The sequence below is a fragment of the Pseudarthrobacter sp. NS4 genome (assembly GCF_024758005.1).
In the GTDB taxonomy this organism is placed as follows: Bacteria; Actinomycetota; Actinomycetes; order Actinomycetales; family Micrococcaceae; genus Arthrobacter.
Genome location: NZ_CP103288.1, coordinates 866,370 through 883,983, shown reverse-complemented (window position 1 = coordinate 883,983; position 17,614 = coordinate 866,370). Strand labels below are relative to the sequence as shown.

Below are 17,614 nucleotides of genomic sequence, written 5' to 3'. Positions count from 1 at the left end.
ATGTCGGCAGCAGCTGATGTGCTGGGCCAATATTCTGCGGCTGCAGGTGCTGTTGAGTTCTTGTTCACATTGGAAGTGTGCAGCGTAACAATGGCAACTTGCAAGTAACAATGGACCGGGTCGTCCGCATGGTGAGACAAAATGCTCCATTGTGGTGCAGATCACGATTCTGGATGAGGCGAAAGAATAACGTTCGTTATCTGGTGGGAGCCTCTCATCCGCCCCTTTCCTGAAACTTTATTCGACATGTGGCCTTTTTTGCTCGCCCTTATTCAACTGAGTGCTCGATGCCAAAATGCCCGCACCTACAGGAGTACGTGTCCAGCGGCGCGCGGAGTTGGAAAAGAAAAATTTCCGCAGCAGCCCCGGAAATCTGTCGTAGCCGCCGGATGAACTCCTTCCAGAACCCCGCACCGGCCTTCCACAGCACGGATGGAGTGGGACAGCAAAAGCAGTACCAGCCCGGCCGGCCCGCTTGGGATTCACAGCCAGGAACACACGAAGCCCACAGCCCGGCTCAAACGAATGATCGGAGAGTCGTCCCATGGCCAGTTCGCACTCCGTGACCAACAACCTTCCCACGCCCTCCCACCCCGGACGGCTCCCCTATCCGTGCCCTGGCGGTGGACGACGAACCCGGGCTGGGCTTATCCATTCTGCAATCATCCTGAAAGAGAGGGCGGGCGGTAACGGTGGCATCACAGCCGGGCGGGCACCCACTTGGAGATGGCCGGCACCTTCTGCTCGATCGCGGGCAAGCCGACGCGCCGTCGTCGTGATCTCCGTTACCTAAATGTGACTTAAGTGCTGCACTCCTGTACCGTCGATTGGGTGCGGTTCCCGACGGGGCGCATATCCGGATGACGCCAAACTCTGCCACTTCCCGGATTCCGGTTGACCAAAGGCAGAGGCGGGGGACCCACCGTCCCGGGCACTGACTGCCCTTGGGGTTAAGCCAGCACGTGATCTTTCCGTGTGGCCGGATGCCCTCATCCGAACCCGACAGCTAACTCCGCAGGTGTGAGAGGCGATCCACCATGTTCAAATTCCCGGTAAAACCGCGCCCGAAAAACGGGTCAACAAGCAACGAGCGCCCTGAAGGCAAGAACTTCACAATGGGACAGCGCGCGGCAGTCCTCGCAGCGTCCTGTGCGCTGCTGGTAGGAGTAGGTGCCGCAGGCCAGGCCACCGAGTCGCTGACGACAGTTGCTTCCACCGAGCAGTCCTTAACGACAGATGCGCAGATGAGCATCGAGAAGAGCGAGATCCGCTCCAACCCGGCCGAGTCACCCGCTCCCGCCGGGATCGACGTTGTGCCCCAGGCTGCCGAGCCCGCTCCGGCGCCCGAGCCCGCTCCCGCACCCGAGCCTGCTCCGGCACCCGCCCCCGAACCCGCTCCGGCCCCGGCACCCGAACCTGCTCCCGTCGTCGCGGTTAATGATCCCGCCGGTGCCCAGGCCTACGCTGCCGGCCAACTGGCTTCCTATGGCTGGGCCCCGGACCAGATGCAGTGCCTGCAGACGCTGTGGACCAAGGAGTCGGACTGGACCACCACGGCCACCAACCCCAGCAGCGGCGCCTACGGCATCGTGCAGTCCCTGCCCGCAGAAAAGATGGCGAGCGCCGGAGCCGACTACCTCACCAACTACCGCACGCAGATCAACTGGGGACTGAACTACATCCAGGAGCGCTACCAGTCCCCGTGCGGCGCCCTGAACTTCCACTACGCCAACAACTGGTACTAAAGCCGGACAGGTTCCCGGCACCAGGTTCGGACTGACCTGTTGAAGTGGCCTGTTCTGTTGCGATGGCTGCGGAGGCGGCCGGGCAGGGTTGCGGACCTCAAAGCCGGAAAGAAATAACCGGCCGGCCCGGTCCGTCCGCATCCACTTCTGCGGTGATGCTGCTGTAGTCCGCGATGTGCAGCACGCCGTCCGGGAGCGGTCCGGTGTTCGGCCCCACCGCCACGGTGCGGATCCCCGCTGCCAGCCCGGCGGCAATGCCGGCGGGGGCATCCTCAAAGACCAGCGCCTCGGCGGGCTCTGCGCCCAGGAGGGCTGCGGCCTTCAGGTAGCCCTCCGGATCCGGCTTGCCCCGGCTCACCAGTTCGGCTGTCACTGCCGTAGCCGGCATCTGGAGTCCTGCAGCGGCCATCCGGATGTCGGCCAGCACGCGGTCGGCAGAGGTGACCAGGGCAACGACGTCCCCTGGCAAGGCAGCCAACAGCCGGGCCGCTCCGGGCAAGGCCAAAATGCCCTCCGTCCGGACACGCTCCATTGCGCCGAGTTCGGACGCCAGGGCAAACACGTCCGCACCGGCGGGCGCAAAGCGCCGGACGGTGTCGATGGCCTGTACACCGTGCGATGTTCTGAGGATCTCCTCGAAGTCCAGGCCGTAGCGCACCGCGAATTCGCTCCAGACCTGTTCCACCACTGCGGTGGAATCAACCAAGGTGCCGTCCATGTCGAAAAGGACGGCACGGCAGGTCAGGGTCTGTTGGGCAGTGGAGGCAGGCAGGCTCATGCCTCCATCCTGCCCTACCGGCCAGGGATGTACTGCACCGCCCATTTATTCCCGTCCGGGTCTGCGAAGTAGACAAAGTGGCCCCAGTCCTGCACATCCACGTCTCTGACGTCCACCCCGTTGTCCTTCAGGTGCTTATGGGCTGCCTGGATGTCGCTGACCACCAGCTGGAGGTTCGAGCCCGTTCCCGGCGGCGCCCCGCGGGGAATGCCGGCGTGGCCGCCCTTAGCCTGCGATGCCGTACAGGCGGTCGCCCGCGTCCCCGAGTCCGGGAACGATGTAGGACTTTTCGTTCAGCTTCTCGTCAATGGATGCCAGGACGATGGTCACGTTGGCGCCGGACAGTTCCTCTTCCAGCTTGGCCAGGCCTTCCGGCGCTGCCAGCAGGCAGATGCAGGTCACGTCCGATGCCCCGCGCTTGAACAGGAACTTGATGGCTTCGCGCAGGGTTCCACCGGTGGCCAGCATGGGGTCCAGGACGAAGATCTGCCGGTCCGTGAGGTTCTCGGGGAGGCGCTCTGCATAGGTGATGATGTCCAGCGTTTCCTCGTCCCGGGCCATCCCCAGGAATCCCACCTCAGCAGTGGGGACCAGTTTGGTCATCCCTTCGAGCATGCCCAAACCTGCGCGCAGGATAGGAACCACCAGCGGAGTGGGCTTGGTGAACGCGGTGCCCACGGTGGTGCTGACGGGGGTCTCGATGGTGACGGGTTGGGTGCGGACCTCACGGGTGGCCTCGTAGGCCAGGAGCGTCACCAGTTCCTCGGTCAGCTGCCGGAAAACCGGGGACGGAGTGTTTTTGTCCCGGAGAACGGTGAGCTTATGGGCGACCAGCGGGTGGTCCACAACGAGAGTGCGCATGCGACAAAACTATCATCCGGCATTATCCCTCCCGCGCTCTGTGTGGCCGCCGTCATGGTGCAGGGACTCAGCCACGACATCGCGCACCACCGGGTGCTCGAACGTGGGTGCAGGGCCGGCATGCTCCCGCCGTCGGGTCAGATGGAACAGCCGATGGGCGAGGATCACGATTCCCACCCAGGCGAGGCCCAGGAGCCAGCCGGCCATAACGTCGGTCAGCCAGTGGTGGCCCAGGAACACCCGGCTCAGGCCCATCGCAATGATGAAGACGACCCCTGCCGTGATGGCGGTAATCCGCGCCCAGAGCATCTGGAACTGCAGGAACATGATGTAGAGCAGCACGCCGATCACCACGGTGGTGTTCAGTGTGTGGCCGCTGGGGAAGGACGGTGAGGTCTCGTAGGGCGGGACCGCCTCCGTATGGTCCGGGCGGGTCCTGCCCACGAGCCGCTTGCCCATTGCGGTGGCCGTTGTCGATACCGCTGCCGCGCCCCCTACCAGGATGATGGGCCGCCACGTCCTGCTCAGGAAGGTGAGCCAGGCCGTGAGGAGGCTCGCCAGGACGGGCATACCGATGCCGCCGCCGACATTAGTGAAGCCGGTGACGAAGGCATCCGTTTCCGGGTTCCGCAATGACTGGAAATATTCGAGGGCGGGAATATCAAGGCTCGCCAGCCCTTCCTCGTCCACAACGTCGGAGTACACCTCGGTGCCCAGCATGGCAAGGGCAATCACCAGGGTCCCGCCGACGATCAAGGTCAGCCACAGGGCGGCATACGGCTTGATCCACTTGTCCACGCGGTCTCGGACCGTGCTCATTGTGCCTCCCGGCGGATGTGCGTCACGGGCTCTGGTGTCCTTCGAAACTATCATTGAGCCATGGTCTCCGCTGGAAAACACGACACGTGGATGGGGCTTGCCCTCGCAGAAGCCCGCCGTGCACTTGCTACAGAGGACGTGCCGATCGGCGCCGTGGTGTTGGGGCCCGACGGCGCCGTGCTGGGTTCCGGACGGAACCAGCGGGAAGAGCTTGGAGACCCCACCGCCCACGCCGAGGTGGTTGCGATCCGCCAGGCTGCGGAGCGGCTGCGGGAGCGTGCACTGCTCGGCGGCGGCCCGGCTGACGGCTGGCGGCTGTCCGACTGCACACTGGTGGTCACCCTGGAACCGTGCGCCATGTGTGCCGGAGCGATTGTCCTGGCGCGGATTCCCCGGGTGGTGTTTGGGGCCTGGGACGAGAAAGCCGGGGCCGCAGGCTCTGTGTTCGATGTCCTCCGCGAGCGCCGCCTTAACCACTGGGTAGAGGTTTACTCCGGGGTCCGGGAAGCCGAGTGCGCGGCGCTGCTGCGCGAATTTTTCGCCGGGCACCGCAGCAGGCTCTAGCTTCTGCAATCGCCCGGTCCGTCCGCCGACGCTGCCGCCCCCGCGGCTGGTGCAACCCGGCCGGGTCAGGCTGCCTGGGTGACTACGCCAAAGAGCTGTTCCGCACGGTGGATGAGGTGTTCGGGGACGTCTGCAGCAGTTCCCCAATTCCTGCCGCGGCCAAGGAAAACGGCGGTACCGCGCGGCACCACCACATCATCCACACCGCACTCCTGCATAAGTCGGGCGGCCCGAACATTGACGGGTTGGTTCGCGGAGTGGCCTTCGGCGTTCAGGTAGACGCACCAGTCACCGCGGATGACATCCTCCAACACGCCGCAAACCAGGCCTTCGAGGACCTCGGGATTGTATTCCAGAAGGTCAACACGGACCGCTTCAGCGTGCTCGGCCGGAATGATCAGTGCTGTGTAGTTCGTCGTGTTCACCATGATTATCTCCACCAGAGTTAACACCGGGTGGAGCCACGGTGTTCCCGCCTTCGCACCGGTTTCCGGTTCACAATGGCTACAGGTCAGGCACCCCGTCCCGCTGGCGCGCGGAAAGCGCCTCCAGAACTGTCTTCGCCGTCTGGTTCCAGCCCGGCAGCCTGTTCCGCGCTTCCGATGCTGCTTCCCGCCAGGCTTCCCTGGTTTCGGCATGGTCCAGCCAGTTGCGCAGTACATCGGCCAGCTTGGCCGGGCTCTGGGGGTGCCCCGGCAGAAGAGTTACAGCTACACCGGGAAGCCTGGGACCGCCGTCGTCATCTGTCAGCCCGGCCAGCCCCAATGCTTCCACGGCTCCTGTCCCCTCGCGCACCACCACCGGGATGGACCGGGCAAGCGACTCGGTGACCACCATTCCGAACGCCTCTGCCCGGGACACCAGGAGGCTCAGGTTTGCAGCATCCCACTCGCGTTCAAAGGCTTCACCAGTAAGCTCGCCGGTCAGCCTGATCCGATCCTCCAGTCCGTACGCCGCGACGGCAGTCCGCACCTTTCCCGCATACTCGGGGTCGGCCTGGTCCGAACCCACCAGCGCCGCCGTCCACTCCCGGTCCTGGATCTGTGACAGGGCTTCGACTGTCAGCAACTGGTCCTTCGTGGGCAGGAGCGCCGCGATGACGACGATGTGGGGCGGCTGGGAACCGGACGCTTCAGGAGCGTGATCAACGCCGGGCAGTGCAACCGCCATGCCGGAAAGGCCGTAACGCTCCCTGAGGACCGCGGCGCTGCTGCTGCTGGTGCAGATAATGCCGGAAGCAGCCCGAAGGGCCCGGGCCTCCCAGTCCAAGGGGCGGGGATCGGCACTCTCGGCAACAGTCATGTGGACCAGCACCCACGTTTCGCGCCCCGCCTTGGCGGCGTACTCCAGTTCGTCCGGGACGCCTACGGCCACCAGCCCGTCGACGATGACCACGGCTGGCTCCCGTCCTGGCTCCGGTTCCCAGCCACCCAGGAGCGTGCCCAGCCGGCGCCGCTCCTTAGCCGAGGCTTCGGGCCAGGATCCTTCAACTGCCAGCACCTCGACATCGGCACCGTGGGCCTTCAGCCCTTGGACCAGCCGGGCGTTGTAGGCGTTACCGCCCGAATTGTGGAGGATATTGCCGGGAACCAGCAGGCGGATGGGGCGCATGGCTTAGGCGGACAGGTCGAGCGAGTAGGTGGCCCAGGCGTCCGGGTTCTCGCGGAGGGTTACGTCGATACCCTCAAGGTCACGGCCGTCGTCGTCATTTTTGATCTTTTCTGCAACGGACTCGGCAATATACAGGGCAAGCGCCTCGGTGGTGCTGAGCTTGCCGGCAAAGTCCGGATGTTCGTCCAGGTTGCGGTAGTTCAGCCCGGCCAGCACTTCCTCGATCATCGTGCCGGCGGCGCCGATGTCGAGGACGATGGCGTGGTCATTGAGGGTACGACGGCGGAACGCCACCTCTGCCACGAAGGTTGCCCCGTGCAGGGCCTGGGCCGGGCCGAAGGCCTCGTGCGGAAGGCTGTGGGCGATCATGAAGTGGCGGCGGACGGTCAGGCTGAACATGGTTTACCTCGTGGATTGGGAGTCGGCGGGCGGTGAGTCCTGGTTGCTTTCAGGGTCCTGAGGGCTTCCAGCGTTTTTATGGTTCTTGGCGTCCTGGGGGTACTCGATGACGTGGCAGAGCGCCTCCAAAGTGCCGTGGGAAAGGCCCTGCACCACTTCGGGCAGCTCGTCGAACGGCGACGAGCCGGTGAGGAAGGCCTCGAAGACCGGATCAACCAGCAGGGATACGGCAAGATCGAGGCGGTCTGCGTTGGTCCGGCGGTGGCGGCGGGCGCGCGCAACCACCCCTACCTGGCTGGCCCTGATGGAGAGGCGCCGAGCGTGGAAGTCCTCCCCCAGCGGCAGAGTGACCTCACGGTTGGCGTACCAGGACATCTCGATGACGTCCCCTTCGTCGCCGACCAGCTGCAGGCTGCGTTTCAGGCCCTCCTGTGATGCGGAGCAGTGGAAGACGATGTCGCAGTCGGCCAGGGCCTCATCCGGTTGGGCGAAGTCCACGCCCAACGTGTCCGCCAGCTGTTTCCTGCCGGGGTCCAGGTCCACGAGCTGCAGGCGGCCTAACGGAAAGGTGCGCAGGAGCGTAGCCACCATGCCACCCACCAGGCCAGCACCTACTACTGCTACCCGGTCCCCCAGGCGGGGTCCAGCCTCCCAGAGTGCGTTGACTGCAGTTTCCACCGTTCCCGTTAGTACGGCGCGTCGGCTGGGCACACTGTCAGGAATCCTGGTCAGGTCCCCGACCGGAACGACGTAGCGGTCCTGGTGCGGGTTAAGGCAGAACACGCGCTGGCCTTTCCAGTCTTCCGGCCCCTCTTCGACGACACCCACCGACAGGTATCCAAACTTCACCGGCCCGGGGAACTGGCCCTCCTGGTGCGGAGCCCGCATTTCCTTGGCGACCCGGGGCGGGACGGCGCCGTGGTGGACCACCAATTCGGTGCCCTTGCTGATGCCGGAGAAGAGGGCCCGGACCAAGGCTTCACCTGGGCCGGGGGCCGGCAGCTCCTCGGACCGGAGCTCGCCGTGTTCACAGGCTGTGGTCCAGTAGGCGGTCGCGTGGACGGGAGTTTGCGCATTAGTCATTGTGCTGATGAATCTAGCCGGACTGATGCGCAGGGGGAAAGTCGGACAATGGGGTTGAAGCTTGCAGGAAATAGGAGCCGAAGGGCAGTTGCCATGCCTCACGCCCGTGCTGGTAAGGCATTCCAGCCAGCACTTCTGCGCCTGTGGGCGATGCGCCAGACATGCAAGCGGCACGACTGAGCTCTCTATGACGACAGATACTCCACAATCTTTTCCTCCAAAACGCTTCGGTCCGCGGGCAGGCATCCTCGAGGCCAGTGGGGTGGTTCCCAGTCCTGGTGTTCGCTTTTGTATTGTCTGCCGGTGGGTGAGGTCCAGCCGGGTGGTTCGTTTTTGGTGGCTGGTGTGGGTGTCCATCCGCTGGCGTGTTTGAGGCGGTGATGTTTGGGACAGGGCTGGCCGAGGTTGCTGATCCCGGTGGTTCCGCCCTGGTGCCAGGCGAGGAGGTGGTCTGCTTCGTTGTCCAGGGAGTGGTTGGAGCAGCCGGGGAACGGGCACTTGGCGTCCCGCATCTGCAGCCAGCGCCGGATGGTCTTGGTGACCCGGTAACTGCTGCGGCCGATTTCCAGCGGCGCCCCGTCCCTTGGGTCAACCAGGACCCGGTGAAACGAGTCTGCTCCGTGCGCGACCAGTTTCCTTGCCATCGAGGCCGGGATGGGCCCGTGCCCGTCGAGCATCGCCGGTTCATCGGTGAGACCGAGCAGGGAAAAGACGGGGACGGTGACCAGGACCTGGGCGTTGGCCACGGGCACGTCGGCAGGACCTGTACTTCCGCCGAACGGTTCGTCATCATCCCCGGGCGTGCTCTGGTGGCTGGGTCCGTTGCCCAGGAGGGCGGCGGCGAAGATATCAGCCCGGAGCTGGGTAAGGGTGCGGGCCTCCTCCGGGCCCTGCAGGCCGCGGGCGGTCGCGTTGGTGCGGTTCCAGATGGCCGTAGCGGTGTTGGCAGGCAGGTAGGCGTTAACCCAGGCCATCCCGTCCTGGTCCGGGCGGCACTCGACGCGCCGGTCCACCACGGCCTTGGCGTGGCGCTTCTCAAGACTTTCGGGGTGGTGGCGTTCGCGCCAGGTCCGGGCCTTGTGCCGGAACCGGTGCGGGACCAGCTCCCCGGCAGGGCAGCCGCGGGCCGGGTTCGGCGCGTCCGGATCCAGGAAGTGCCCCTCCAGCGCCGCGGCCCCGGCAGGATCCAGGGCGGCGGTTTCCTCGACCATGGCTTTCGCGTGCGCCCAGGACAGGGTCCCGTCCTGCAACCCGGCCAGGGTCAACGGCAAGGTAGTGGTCAGCACCCGGGACTGGTTCAGCAAGGCACCGGCAGCCGGGGCGCTCACCGTCAACACGCCCGCGACCTCAGCGACCATCGACATCTCCCGGGCCGTGGCCTCATACGGCAATACGGCGGGTCCCGCCATAGAGTTCGCTGCTTCTGCGTACTCCGCCGCCAGACGCACCTTCAACGCAGCAGTCCCGGCCTCAAGCCGGGCAACCCCCTCGAGCCCGTCAAGGCTACGATCCGCCTGCTCCCGCAACAGATCAACAACGGCACCAGCACCAGCGGCACCGGTCCCGCGGATCACAGCAGCAAGCTCAGCAAGGGACGCCTCCAGGACCTCCAACGCCTCAAGTGCTGCTTTGTTTGCCATATCCAAATCCTGTCAGGGGGGTCTGACAATCCGAGTTCACCACCAGTCACCGGCGTTTTGGCCGCCCGTTTTGGGGATGTACGCCTCGCTCCGGTACCCTATTGAGGTTGGTGACGTGTCCGAGCGGCCGAAGGTGCAACACTCGAAATGTTGTTTGGTGTAAAAGCCAACGTGGGTTCAAATCCCACCGTCACCGCCAACTGAGAAGGTCCTGCTTCCCTTGTAAGCCAAGGGAAGCAGGACCTTTTGCTTTGCTTGAAACATACTCGTTGGCAAAGAATTGGCAAAACTCTTTACGGCGGGCTCGCCTAGCCGCCAACTTTGCGCTTCAGCCCAAAGCAAGATGTTCCAGTACTCGCACCACAAGGGACTGCCCCCGGTTTTGTTGACTCCTTGACCTAGCGAGCTTGTGCTCGTGGAAGGATGTTGACCATGCCGACGCCTTATGGGGCGGAGTTCCGCCAGGATGTTATTGATGTGGCCCGGAAGGGCGAGGCGCCGCTGGCGCAGATTGCGAAGGATTTCGGGCTTTCGGTCACGACGCTCAAGCGCTGGATTGCCATTGCCGAGCGTAAGGAATCCGGGGCCGGCCCGGCGGCGGCGGAGTCGGCCGAGGTGCGGGAGCTGAAGAAGCGGAACCGCCTGTTGGAACAGGAGAACGAGATTCTGCGCCGGGCCGCGGCCTATCTGGCCAGGGACATCAACCCAAAATGATCTACCCGCTGGTCACGGATCTTGCCGCCGACGGTGTTCCCGTGGCGGTGACCTGCAGGGTGTTGAAGTTCAGCAAGCAAGGCTATTACCGGTGGAAGGCCAGTCCGGTGACGGAACGCGACTGGATCGATGCGCACCTCGTCAACGCCGCCCTGGACATCCATGCCGAGGACCCTGCCTTCGGGTACCGTTTCATCGCCGACGAACTCCCGGAGAAGGGCATCACAGCGGGTGAGAACAGGGTCCAGCGCCTGTGCAGGGACCACGGCATCTGGTCGGTGTTCTCGAAGAAGCGGGGCCTGAACCGCAGACCCGGGCCGCCGGTCCACGACGACCTGGTCGAGCGGGATTTCACCGCCGCAGCGCCGAACGAGCTGTGGCTGACGGACATCACCGAACACTCCACCGCAGAGGGCAAGCTCTACCTCTGCGCGGTGAAGGACGTTTATTCCGGAAGGATCGTCGGCTACTCGATGGACTTGCGGATGAAGGCCTCGCTGGCCGTCGCTGCGCTGGAGAACGCAGTGCGGGCACGCTGCCCGGCAGCGACGGTCGTGCACTCGGACCGGGGGTCCCAGTTCCGGTCCCGCCGCTTCGTCGAATCGCTCCGGCACCACCGGCTCACAGGCTCGATGGGCAGGGTTGGCGCGTGTGCGGACAACGCCGCGATGGAATCGTTCTTCTCGCTGCTGCAAAAAAACGTCCTGGACCGCCAGCGGTGGCCCACCAGACAGGACCTCCGCCTCGCCATCACGACCTGGATCGAAAGGACCTACCACCGGCGGCGACGGCAAAGACGGCTGGGAAAACTCACACCTATTGAATATGAAACAATCAACCGGACCGAGCTCACAGCGGCCTAAAACCCCGAGTCAACAAAAGCCGGGGCAGTCCCTGGCGTCTACTATGCCGAGTCAGGTAAACCGATCGCTGGACTCGGGCCCGCAGTGAGTAGAACTTTCGTCTCTTCGCGAAGTCGGATAGACGTATCTCGACTGCAACTTGTGATGAATGGTGTCGAAAGTGGGCAAGAGGTCTCACCGTCGCAAGCTCTCCTGGCTGATGCTTGGCACCTGACAGAGGGAACGGATAGACCGGATGGCAAGCGCGCTGTCATCCTTGCAGCAATTGCCTGCGAAATCAGAGTCCAGGAACATGTCCGAGCGGCCGCGAACGAACTGAACGCTGCGATGCTTCACCTTCTACTTAGCAAAGGATCATCGTTTCACTACCTTTTTCTAGATCTGATGCAGGCAGTATGTGGAATCCGTCTTGATAAGGCCGACCTCGACCTATGGAAACATGTCCAGGATCTGTCGGCCAATAGGAATTCACTGGTCCACCAGGGCGTCCCAAGTCCAACAAGACCTATGCGTCTTGGTGCCCCTGATATTGCTCAGCGGGTTTTCGATTGGCTTTCCAGTCTAGAAATGAGCGTGCGCAACAATGGCCCGGAGCTCATCGAGCCCTCCGAGCCCACAGCCAAATAGGCTCAAGTCTTATGCGGTGATACTCACTGGCGCCATCACCAACCCGGACGGCAGCTTTTCACAATCGATCACCACAGACCGCCATATGTCAGTGCAGGCGTCATTCGACGGTCGGTTCAACGGTCGAGGACCGCCGGGGACGACAGATTCACCCGGGTGATTCGGTGACTGTGAACGGCGTTACCGTGACCGTAGTGCCGGGGTAGCCTGCCCAACGACTTGCCCTCAACAGATCGCATGTGACGGCAGATAGAGGTGGATCGGCACAACTGCTAGTCCGAGCCTTCGGCCTCGCACACTGCAACGAGGAAATCTGACGACGGCGTCCAAGCCCTCAGGTCCCAGGTAGCCAGGCGTACCGGGACGGTGAAACCGGCGCCGGCCGCGTCAGCAAAGAACTTCTCGAAGGTGTAGTCGTGCCCTGCGCCGAAACCGACAATCAGGCGCCCGCCCTTCGCCAGATGGCGGTGTAAGCGGGTAAGAACCTCCTGCGACGTACCCGGGGCCAGGAAAGCGAGGACGTTTCCGGCACAGACGATCACGTCGAAAGGTTCCGCGATGCCGCGCGCAGGAAGGTCCAACTCGGTCAAATCCCCCACCAGCCAGGCAGATTCCGGATGGGCCGTCCGGGCAGCTTCGACCAGCTCAGCGTCGGCGTCAACCCCAATCACCGTATGGCCCCGCCGGGCAAGCTCACCGCCGACCCGTCCCTGCCCGCAACCGGCGTCGAGGATGCGGGAACTTCGGGCAGCCAGCGCGTCAATACAGCGTGCCTCCCCGTGCAAATCTACGCCTTGCGCGATCAGCTCCTCAAAACGCCGGATATAGGCCGCTGAGCGGTTGGGATCCTGACGCTTTCCTGCCTCCCAGAGCGATTCTTTTGCCACATTCGAGAGTCTAGTCCGCGATGGCGGGGCCGCATTGAGTACCTTTCCCCTTTCGGGCGTCAAGTTTCTGTTCCCTTTCGAGGCGTCAACTGCTTTCCTACGGCTTATCAACGCCTCGCCGGGCGAATTGGGTCGGTCCCGCCAACAGCCATTCCACGACTTCCACTTTCGCTGCCCGTGGCCTGAAACGCTATCGTTTGGGCTATGACCGTACCGTTTCGTTCCCGCCATCATAGGGAAATACTGCTTGCCGATTGGCGCGACGGCGAGGATTGGCTGCCTGGTACATGCGCGAAACCCTAGGGATGAAGGGGGCAAGGACTACAGGTTCCGGCAACGATCAGGGCATTGACGTTGTGTCGGACTTGGGCGTAGCCCAGGTGAAGCACGTCGGTGTCCCTATCGGGGGCCCTATGGTCCAGTCAGCACTTGGCGCCGGACACGGTAAGGCCACCGTGCTCTTCTTAGGTCAGTGATGAATACGCTCGCACCTTGAAGGGCGCAATGCCATCGTTTAGACGCCTAGTCTGGATTTATAGTTCGGGGGTCAGCGAGCCGCGGAAAACAGGAGCATTGCAACCTAGATAATTGAGCAATGCCTACCGATACGAGCACAAGTGTCACTCCGCAGACGGAAGACCTGCAAGCATCTCTTGCTGCTCGTTCCGCACTGCCGTACCTGTTCTTAGGAAGCGGCGTCTCACGGAGATATTTAGGCCTCCCCGACTGGGAAGCATTACTTCGACACTTCGCGGATGAGATCGGCGAGGACTTCGATTACCACCTCGCATCAGCAAACAATGATTTGCTGGCCGCGGCAACGTCTGTAGCTCTGAAGTTTCACCCCCACTGGTGGAATGACTCTATCTATGCGTCCCAGAAAGCCGTCTATAAGGCCCAGGTGAAGGACGAAGACGGAGGCTTGAAAGTTGCTATCGCAACGTATATCCAGGATCGCGACAAGCTTGTGCCTGGCCGCCCGGGGGTAGACGACAACAACCTAGCCGCTGAGATTGAGGAGTCTCCTAACCCACATGCCTCGAAACGCTAAGGTTTCGAGACAAATCGATGTCGCGGATTGTGAACAGGAGTGCTGAGCAAACGGGCACTTGTGCACAGGAGTACCGGCCAGTCGCTAATCACAACCCGTCTGCACAAACCCCGGCATTCAGCGGGATTTTGTGCAGTTGGCTTCTGAAAACGACAGACGGCTTCGGGTTGGATGTGCGGCTTCGTGTTGTTAGCTTCAGAGGGTGTGCTGATGTCACGGCCCAAATGGCCTGAAATGAGAATGTCTTTGCGGGGCGAGGGCGTGCAGGCCGGCATCAATAGGGTCAGTAAGCAAGCAAGGGGATCAGGATGGTCTATGACCGCGAGCGTGACCAGCGGGATCGTGCCGTCTATGCCGAGCATCAAACGGCAGTGGCTGCCGGAGAGAAGCGAGTTCTCCGCAGGACAAAGACTGGGGAGTTGTACAGCTACCCCTGGGACGAAATTGGCTTCACTCCCGGCCGAGGCCACGCCCAAGTCAGTACCTGGTGGGGTATGGGGATTCTCCTGGTGTTCTCAGTGCTTTTATTCATTTGGGGCTGCTGGATGCTGCTGTCCCCAATATGGGATGGAGAAGGGCCTTTTTGGGGCGCATTGTGGATCATAGGCATGACAGGGTTTCTCACGCCCTACGCGTTAATCCTGGCCCGCGCTGAATACCGGGGAAAACAGCTGCGAAAACTCCGCGGCTCTCCTGAGCCCGGCACGGGCAACCTCAACGCCCATTTCCCGGATCTGGATCAGAACGCTCCCGACCGGCCAAAGACATCCACATGAAAGAGCAGTCGCGCAGCTCCTGGAGACTGGCGGGGTTACTTCTCGTCCTGCTTACCCTGTCCTCCTGCGCCAACTGGGAAAAAGTCGGACGGGAGGTAGAGAGCTCCTGGACTGAGACCCTTTCGTCGGTGGAAGGAGTCACAGCCGTCGAGGTGGAGTTCCGAAAAGGGGGCGGGGTAGCGGGTGAGTTTCTAGATACACGGATTTACACCGACACCAACGACTACACCGAGATGCAGGCAGTTCAGTACCGTGCCTGGGAAGCGATCATTCCGAAGATTCAGGAGGACGGGCGGAACAGGTTGCGCTGGGAGGTCTTCAGTGCAGACAGGGCCTCTACTATTTACCTGAATGACCTCGGGTTTGAAACAAACCACGGTAATGACGGCATATACAAGCGCTACTGGGAACAAGAAGGAGTCAGGGAACGCTATGACGGACCGAAGTGAGCGGCGATGAGTGAATCCGAAGAAATCATTTATGCACTCATCGGCATGGTGGTGCTTCTTGGCTTGATGTACCTACCGCTGTGGTACCACTTCAAGGTCAAGCTTCCCCGCCGGGATATACCGAAACTGAACGCCGCACTGGAACACGTGGAGCAATTTGGTGTGGACATCCAGCCGGGCGAGGACCTCAAACCCCACGCGGAGCGCTGGGGGCTGATGAATGCTGCAATGAAGTATCCCAAAGCGTACAAGGTGGATCGCCAGCGGTTAAAGACAGCGATCGAACAGTACGACCCCTGGCGCGCTGAAATCAGGAAAGCCCACTACGGACCCGGTTCGCCCGTCCTGGACTTCCCCAACAGCCTCTGAATCTGGTTGTCGTTTTCAGAAGTCGTCTGCACTGATTGGAGAAGTTCCCGCGTAAGCAGGAGAATGCGCCGTCCCTGCCAGCCTCCGGCTCCCAGGGAGAGGCTTTATTCGTTTTCCCTCGGTTGGGTTGCATCGAAGAAACGTAGGTTGTCATTGACGTGGGCCGCGCCCAAGCCAGTTCCTTTTCCACGGATGAAGTCGAGATCTTCGCGGGAGAGGACCATCTGGCCGTGCTCATCGATTTCGATGGATTTTTCGGAGTTTTGCCGGATCCGGGCTGTGATCGTGTTCGGAACGAGCACACATCCTGGATTGTCGAGAAGCCAGTGGCGTGTCTCTGAATCAAGTCGGTCCCACTCCTCTTTGAGGGTCATCTCCTTCAGCCCATCCTCACCATTTCCCCCTGAAACGGAATCCCAGGTTAGAGGGATTCCGCTTACAGTACGTCCGGGGTCAGAGAAAAAACAGTGCTCCCACGGCTCACAAGGCCCAGGCGGAGGCCGGGGATATTCATGGCGGGAACCTCTCATAGGACTGCCAGTGTGTTCCGGGCAAGGGGGACGACGAGAATCGGGCAGTGCTGGCGGCGGTTACTGTCCCTGACCGCGAAGTTGTGCCTCTCCCGCGGAGGTGCGATGCAGCGAGACAGGGCAGGATGATTTACGACGGAACGTTTATTGAGCTACGAGAGGTAAAGCCTTGTCTGAAAAAAATAAACCGGGCCAGTCCCCCGGACGCCGCCGGGGAGAACCGAACCGTGTGCCCTACTACAAGCGCGTCGAAAAGCAGGAGGACGCCGAGCGCAGGCAAGCGGCAGCAGAAGGCAGGGAGCCGGTTCTGAGGCGGGGTTTTTACCGCCGGGCCGTAGAGGAAGACGCCGCCCGACAAGGACTCACCGTCGAGGAATACGGCGTCTACAAGGGCTCGGCCGGCAGCGCGGTCAAACCGGTCAACTCCGCCGGAGGCCTGCTGGCCATCTCGATCGTGCTGACGGTCATCACTTTGTTCTGCACGGTTATGTTCATCATGCTGCTCCTTGGTGGGGAGCCCTTCAACTGGGGTGAGATCGCCTTTGGCCTGGTGATGGTCTACATCTTTACCCCATGGAGTTGGTGGTACTACTACGTCGAACGGCGTGCAGAGAAGCTGCGCAGGGAACGGGGTAAGACGCTCATCCGGCCTGAATAGCGCCCGGCAGGCGACGCGAGGGACCAGCGAACGTAGTCGTACCAATGTCTCAGCGTAGGAGCAGCGGATTGTTGGTCTCCTACCGGGTAATCCCCTCAGTCACCGGCACACCGGGAACAGCGGGGAGGCCCGCCGTGGGGTCAAGGACATGGCATTACACGGCACCGATCGAGGGTATGCAAAATTCGGTCGGCTTAGGCGGCAGTAAACCCGGGGCTTAGTGCTGGGGTCGTTGTGAAAAGGGTGAAAAGCCCATTACCCGGGTGAAGCGGCGCTGCCACTTCAGGCGCCTGGCCCCAACGAACGCTCCCCACAGGCCGACCAGGCCGAATGTCCCTACGCCGAACGCCCCAGCCCAGATCGCCCCTTCATCGCCCGTCCGCAGCCATGAACCGTAAGCAACTCCCCCCGCCGCCAGCCCCATCAGGATGACCGCTACCCCGAATAAAAAGGTTCCGATGGGCTTGCTGAAGGGATGGATGCTGTTGGGGTAGTTGGGGTGCGCCCACGGGAAGGGCTCCTTCAAATCAGACGGGACATGGTGATCCCACTGCCCTGGACGGTGCAACATGCTCACAGTTCAGTTCATCCTTACTTTAGTAACCCGGCTCAGGCCTCTGCCCGACCGATCTTGAAGCATCGCCAGTCTGCCACGGCTAAAACGTCAACTCCTGCGGAACCAAGCCGCCACCCCCGCGAACCCACTACCACCCGAGCTAAATTGCCCTAGCATCCGGGCCGCCCTCAGCCGACCGGCAGTATCCAACTTCCTGGGGGGCCGGGACAGCCCTAACGTGTATTCTGCAGCGTCACCGAAGGCATCAGCACAATGGCCCGATGGCCGCTTTTCGATGCCCTAAGTTAAAAGCCGCTTCCGCCGCCGTCGCTAGGACTCGCGTTGCGATAAGTCCCGCCTTCCCGGTAAACCCTGCCACGCTGGGACTGGAACGTCCCCCTGTGGGCGGGTGGCTTGTCTTTGGCCCTCTTGTCTTGGTGGACGCTTCTACATACGACGCCAATCGCAAGTGCAATCGGCACCGCTAAGAAGGCCAAGGCAATATAAGTGTCCATATGGATCCGTCCCCCGTGGATCGGCATGATACTAATCTGATGTTTGGATGCTAGTACGCATAGTTGAGTTGCGCCGCACCGCGCCGCTAAAGGAGAAGCGGGTCGTCTATGAGGCGCCT

At 62.3% G+C, this 17,614-nt stretch carries 20 protein-coding genes, 1 tRNA gene, 2 pseudogenes and 1 riboswitch; of the genes and pseudogenes, 11 read left to right on the top strand and 12 right to left on the bottom strand.

Features of this window, described 5'->3' with window-relative positions; genetic code table 11:
- Window positions 1–544 precede the first annotated feature (544 nt).
- Window positions 545–644, top strand: a pseudogene (locus NXY83_RS20990) (DNA-binding response regulator); the annotation flags it as partial.
- A gap of 227 nt (window positions 645–871) precedes the next feature.
- Window positions 872–1,032, top strand: a riboswitch (cyclic di-AMP (ydaO/yuaA leader).
- Window positions 1,033–1,037: 5 nt separating this feature from the next.
- A complete protein-coding gene (locus NXY83_RS04260; RefSeq protein WP_258804851.1) occupies window positions 1,038–1,745 on the top strand; it encodes a hypothetical protein in 708 nt (235 codons plus the stop codon).
- Window positions 1,746–1,842: 97 nt separating this feature from the next.
- Here the strand turns inward: NXY83_RS04260 and NXY83_RS04255 are convergent, their stop codons facing one another.
- From NXY83_RS04255 to NXY83_RS04240, 4 genes and pseudogenes are all read right to left on the bottom strand, one after another.
- Window positions 1,843–2,523 (bottom strand): HAD-IA family hydrolase, encoded by a 681-nt coding sequence (locus NXY83_RS04255; protein ID WP_258804850.1) that lies wholly within the window; start codon window positions 2,521–2,523, stop codon window positions 1,843–1,845.
- A gap of 14 nt (window positions 2,524–2,537) precedes the next feature.
- A pseudogene (locus NXY83_RS04250) lies at window positions 2,538–2,720 on the bottom strand (VOC family protein); the annotation flags it as partial.
- A gap of 28 nt (window positions 2,721–2,748) precedes the next feature.
- Window positions 2,749–3,384 carry a uracil phosphoribosyltransferase gene (gene upp, locus NXY83_RS04245; RefSeq protein WP_258804849.1) on the bottom strand — a complete coding sequence of 212 codons (636 nt, stop codon included), beginning with the start codon at window positions 3,382–3,384 and terminating at the stop codon, window positions 2,749–2,751.
- Window positions 3,385–3,396: 12 nt separating this feature from the next.
- Complete coding sequence (locus NXY83_RS04240; protein ID WP_258804848.1) at window positions 3,397–4,203, bottom strand: phosphatase PAP2 family protein; 807 nt, start codon at window positions 4,201–4,203, stop codon at window positions 3,397–3,399.
- A gap of 60 nt (window positions 4,204–4,263) precedes the next feature.
- Here NXY83_RS04240 and tadA point away from each other — a divergent pair, with 60 nt between their 5' ends.
- A complete protein-coding gene (gene tadA, locus NXY83_RS04235) occupies window positions 4,264–4,767 on the top strand; it encodes a tRNA adenosine(34) deaminase TadA (RefSeq protein ID WP_258804847.1) in 504 nt (167 codons plus the stop codon).
- 65 nt (window positions 4,768–4,832) lie between these two features.
- On the opposite strand, the gene NXY83_RS04230 is transcribed toward tadA, so the two are convergent.
- The 5 genes from NXY83_RS04230 to NXY83_RS04210 all read right to left on the bottom strand — a co-directional run bounded on the left by NXY83_RS04230 (window position 4,833) and on the right by NXY83_RS04210 (window position 9,500).
- A complete protein-coding gene (locus NXY83_RS04230) occupies window positions 4,833–5,195 on the bottom strand; it encodes a hypothetical protein (RefSeq protein ID WP_258804846.1) in 363 nt (120 codons plus the stop codon).
- A gap of 76 nt (window positions 5,196–5,271) precedes the next feature.
- The gene (locus tag NXY83_RS04225) at window positions 5,272–6,378 is read right to left on the bottom strand and encodes a glycosyltransferase family 4 protein (protein WP_258804845.1); all 1,107 of its coding nucleotides are present in this window, start codon (window positions 6,376–6,378) and stop codon (window positions 5,272–5,274) included.
- Between the two features lie 3 nt (window positions 6,379–6,381).
- Window positions 6,382–6,777, bottom strand: coding sequence for a 6-pyruvoyl trahydropterin synthase family protein (locus tag NXY83_RS04220; protein WP_258804844.1), 396 nt, complete (start codon window positions 6,775–6,777; stop codon window positions 6,382–6,384).
- A 3-nt stretch (window positions 6,778–6,780) separates the two neighbouring features.
- A complete protein-coding gene (locus NXY83_RS04215; RefSeq protein ID WP_258804843.1) occupies window positions 6,781–7,860 on the bottom strand; it encodes a zinc-dependent alcohol dehydrogenase in 1,080 nt (359 codons plus the stop codon).
- A gap of 185 nt (window positions 7,861–8,045) precedes the next feature.
- Entirely contained in the window at window positions 8,046–9,500 is a 1,455-nt protein-coding gene (locus NXY83_RS04210; protein WP_258804842.1) for an HNH endonuclease signature motif containing protein, read from the bottom strand.
- A gap of 109 nt (window positions 9,501–9,609) precedes the next feature.
- Here NXY83_RS04210 and NXY83_RS04205 point away from each other — a divergent pair.
- The 3 genes from NXY83_RS04205 (at window position 9,610) to NXY83_RS20985 (ending at window position 11,910) form a co-directional block, all read left to right on the top strand.
- Window positions 9,610–9,699: transfer RNA gene (locus NXY83_RS04205), tRNA-Ser, on the top strand.
- Between the two features lie 233 nt (window positions 9,700–9,932).
- Window positions 9,933–11,077, top strand: a protein-coding gene (locus tag NXY83_RS04200) for an IS3 family transposase (RefSeq protein ID WP_258804841.1) whose coding sequence is annotated in 2 segments (ribosomal slippage) — window positions 9,933–10,209 and window positions 10,209–11,077 — 1,146 coding nt in all. Because the reading frame shifts where the segments join, the coding sequence is not laid out codon by codon here.
- A 653-nt stretch (window positions 11,078–11,730) separates the two neighbouring features.
- Window positions 11,731–11,910 carry an RNA-binding S4 domain-containing protein gene (locus NXY83_RS20985; RefSeq protein WP_397427590.1) on the top strand — a complete coding sequence of 60 codons (180 nt, stop codon included), beginning with the start codon at window positions 11,731–11,733 and terminating at the stop codon, window positions 11,908–11,910.
- 66 nt (window positions 11,911–11,976) lie between these two features.
- Here the strand turns inward: NXY83_RS20985 and NXY83_RS04195 are convergent, their stop codons facing one another.
- Window positions 11,977–12,591, bottom strand: coding sequence for a class I SAM-dependent methyltransferase (locus NXY83_RS04195; RefSeq protein WP_258804840.1), 615 nt, complete (start codon window positions 12,589–12,591; stop codon window positions 11,977–11,979).
- A gap of 595 nt (window positions 12,592–13,186) precedes the next feature.
- Here NXY83_RS04195 and NXY83_RS04190 point away from each other — a divergent pair.
- The 4 genes from NXY83_RS04190 (at window position 13,187) to NXY83_RS04175 (ending at window position 15,236) form a co-directional block, all read left to right on the top strand.
- Window positions 13,187–13,642, top strand: coding sequence for a hypothetical protein (locus tag NXY83_RS04190; RefSeq protein ID WP_258804839.1), 456 nt, complete (start codon window positions 13,187–13,189; stop codon window positions 13,640–13,642).
- A gap of 308 nt (window positions 13,643–13,950) precedes the next feature.
- Entirely contained in the window at window positions 13,951–14,418 is a 468-nt protein-coding gene (locus NXY83_RS04185) for a hypothetical protein (RefSeq protein ID WP_258804838.1), read from the top strand.
- Window positions 14,415–14,867 carry a hypothetical protein gene (locus NXY83_RS04180; RefSeq protein WP_258804837.1) on the top strand — a complete coding sequence of 151 codons (453 nt, stop codon included), beginning with the start codon at window positions 14,415–14,417 and terminating at the stop codon, window positions 14,865–14,867. The genes NXY83_RS04185 and NXY83_RS04180 overlap by 4 nt, the downstream gene beginning before the upstream one ends.
- A gap of 6 nt (window positions 14,868–14,873) precedes the next feature.
- Window positions 14,874–15,236 (top strand): hypothetical protein, encoded by a 363-nt coding sequence (locus NXY83_RS04175; protein WP_258804836.1) that lies wholly within the window; start codon window positions 14,874–14,876, stop codon window positions 15,234–15,236.
- A 104-nt stretch (window positions 15,237–15,340) separates the two neighbouring features.
- Here the strand turns inward: NXY83_RS04175 and NXY83_RS04170 are convergent, their stop codons facing one another.
- The gene (locus tag NXY83_RS04170) at window positions 15,341–15,610 is read right to left on the bottom strand and encodes a hypothetical protein (protein ID WP_258804835.1); all 270 of its coding nucleotides are present in this window, start codon (window positions 15,608–15,610) and stop codon (window positions 15,341–15,343) included.
- A gap of 325 nt (window positions 15,611–15,935) precedes the next feature.
- Here NXY83_RS04170 and NXY83_RS04165 point away from each other — a divergent pair, with 325 nt between their 5' ends.
- Window positions 15,936–16,424 carry an APC family permease gene (locus NXY83_RS04165; RefSeq protein WP_258804834.1) on the top strand — a complete coding sequence of 163 codons (489 nt, stop codon included), beginning with the start codon at window positions 15,936–15,938 and terminating at the stop codon, window positions 16,422–16,424.
- A 217-nt stretch (window positions 16,425–16,641) separates the two neighbouring features.
- Here NXY83_RS04165 and NXY83_RS04160 read toward each other — a convergent pair whose 3' ends face one another.
- The gene (locus NXY83_RS04160; RefSeq protein ID WP_258804833.1) at window positions 16,642–16,995 is read right to left on the bottom strand and encodes a phage holin family protein; all 354 of its coding nucleotides are present in this window, start codon (window positions 16,993–16,995) and stop codon (window positions 16,642–16,644) included.
- Window positions 16,996–17,614: the final 619 nt, after the last annotated feature.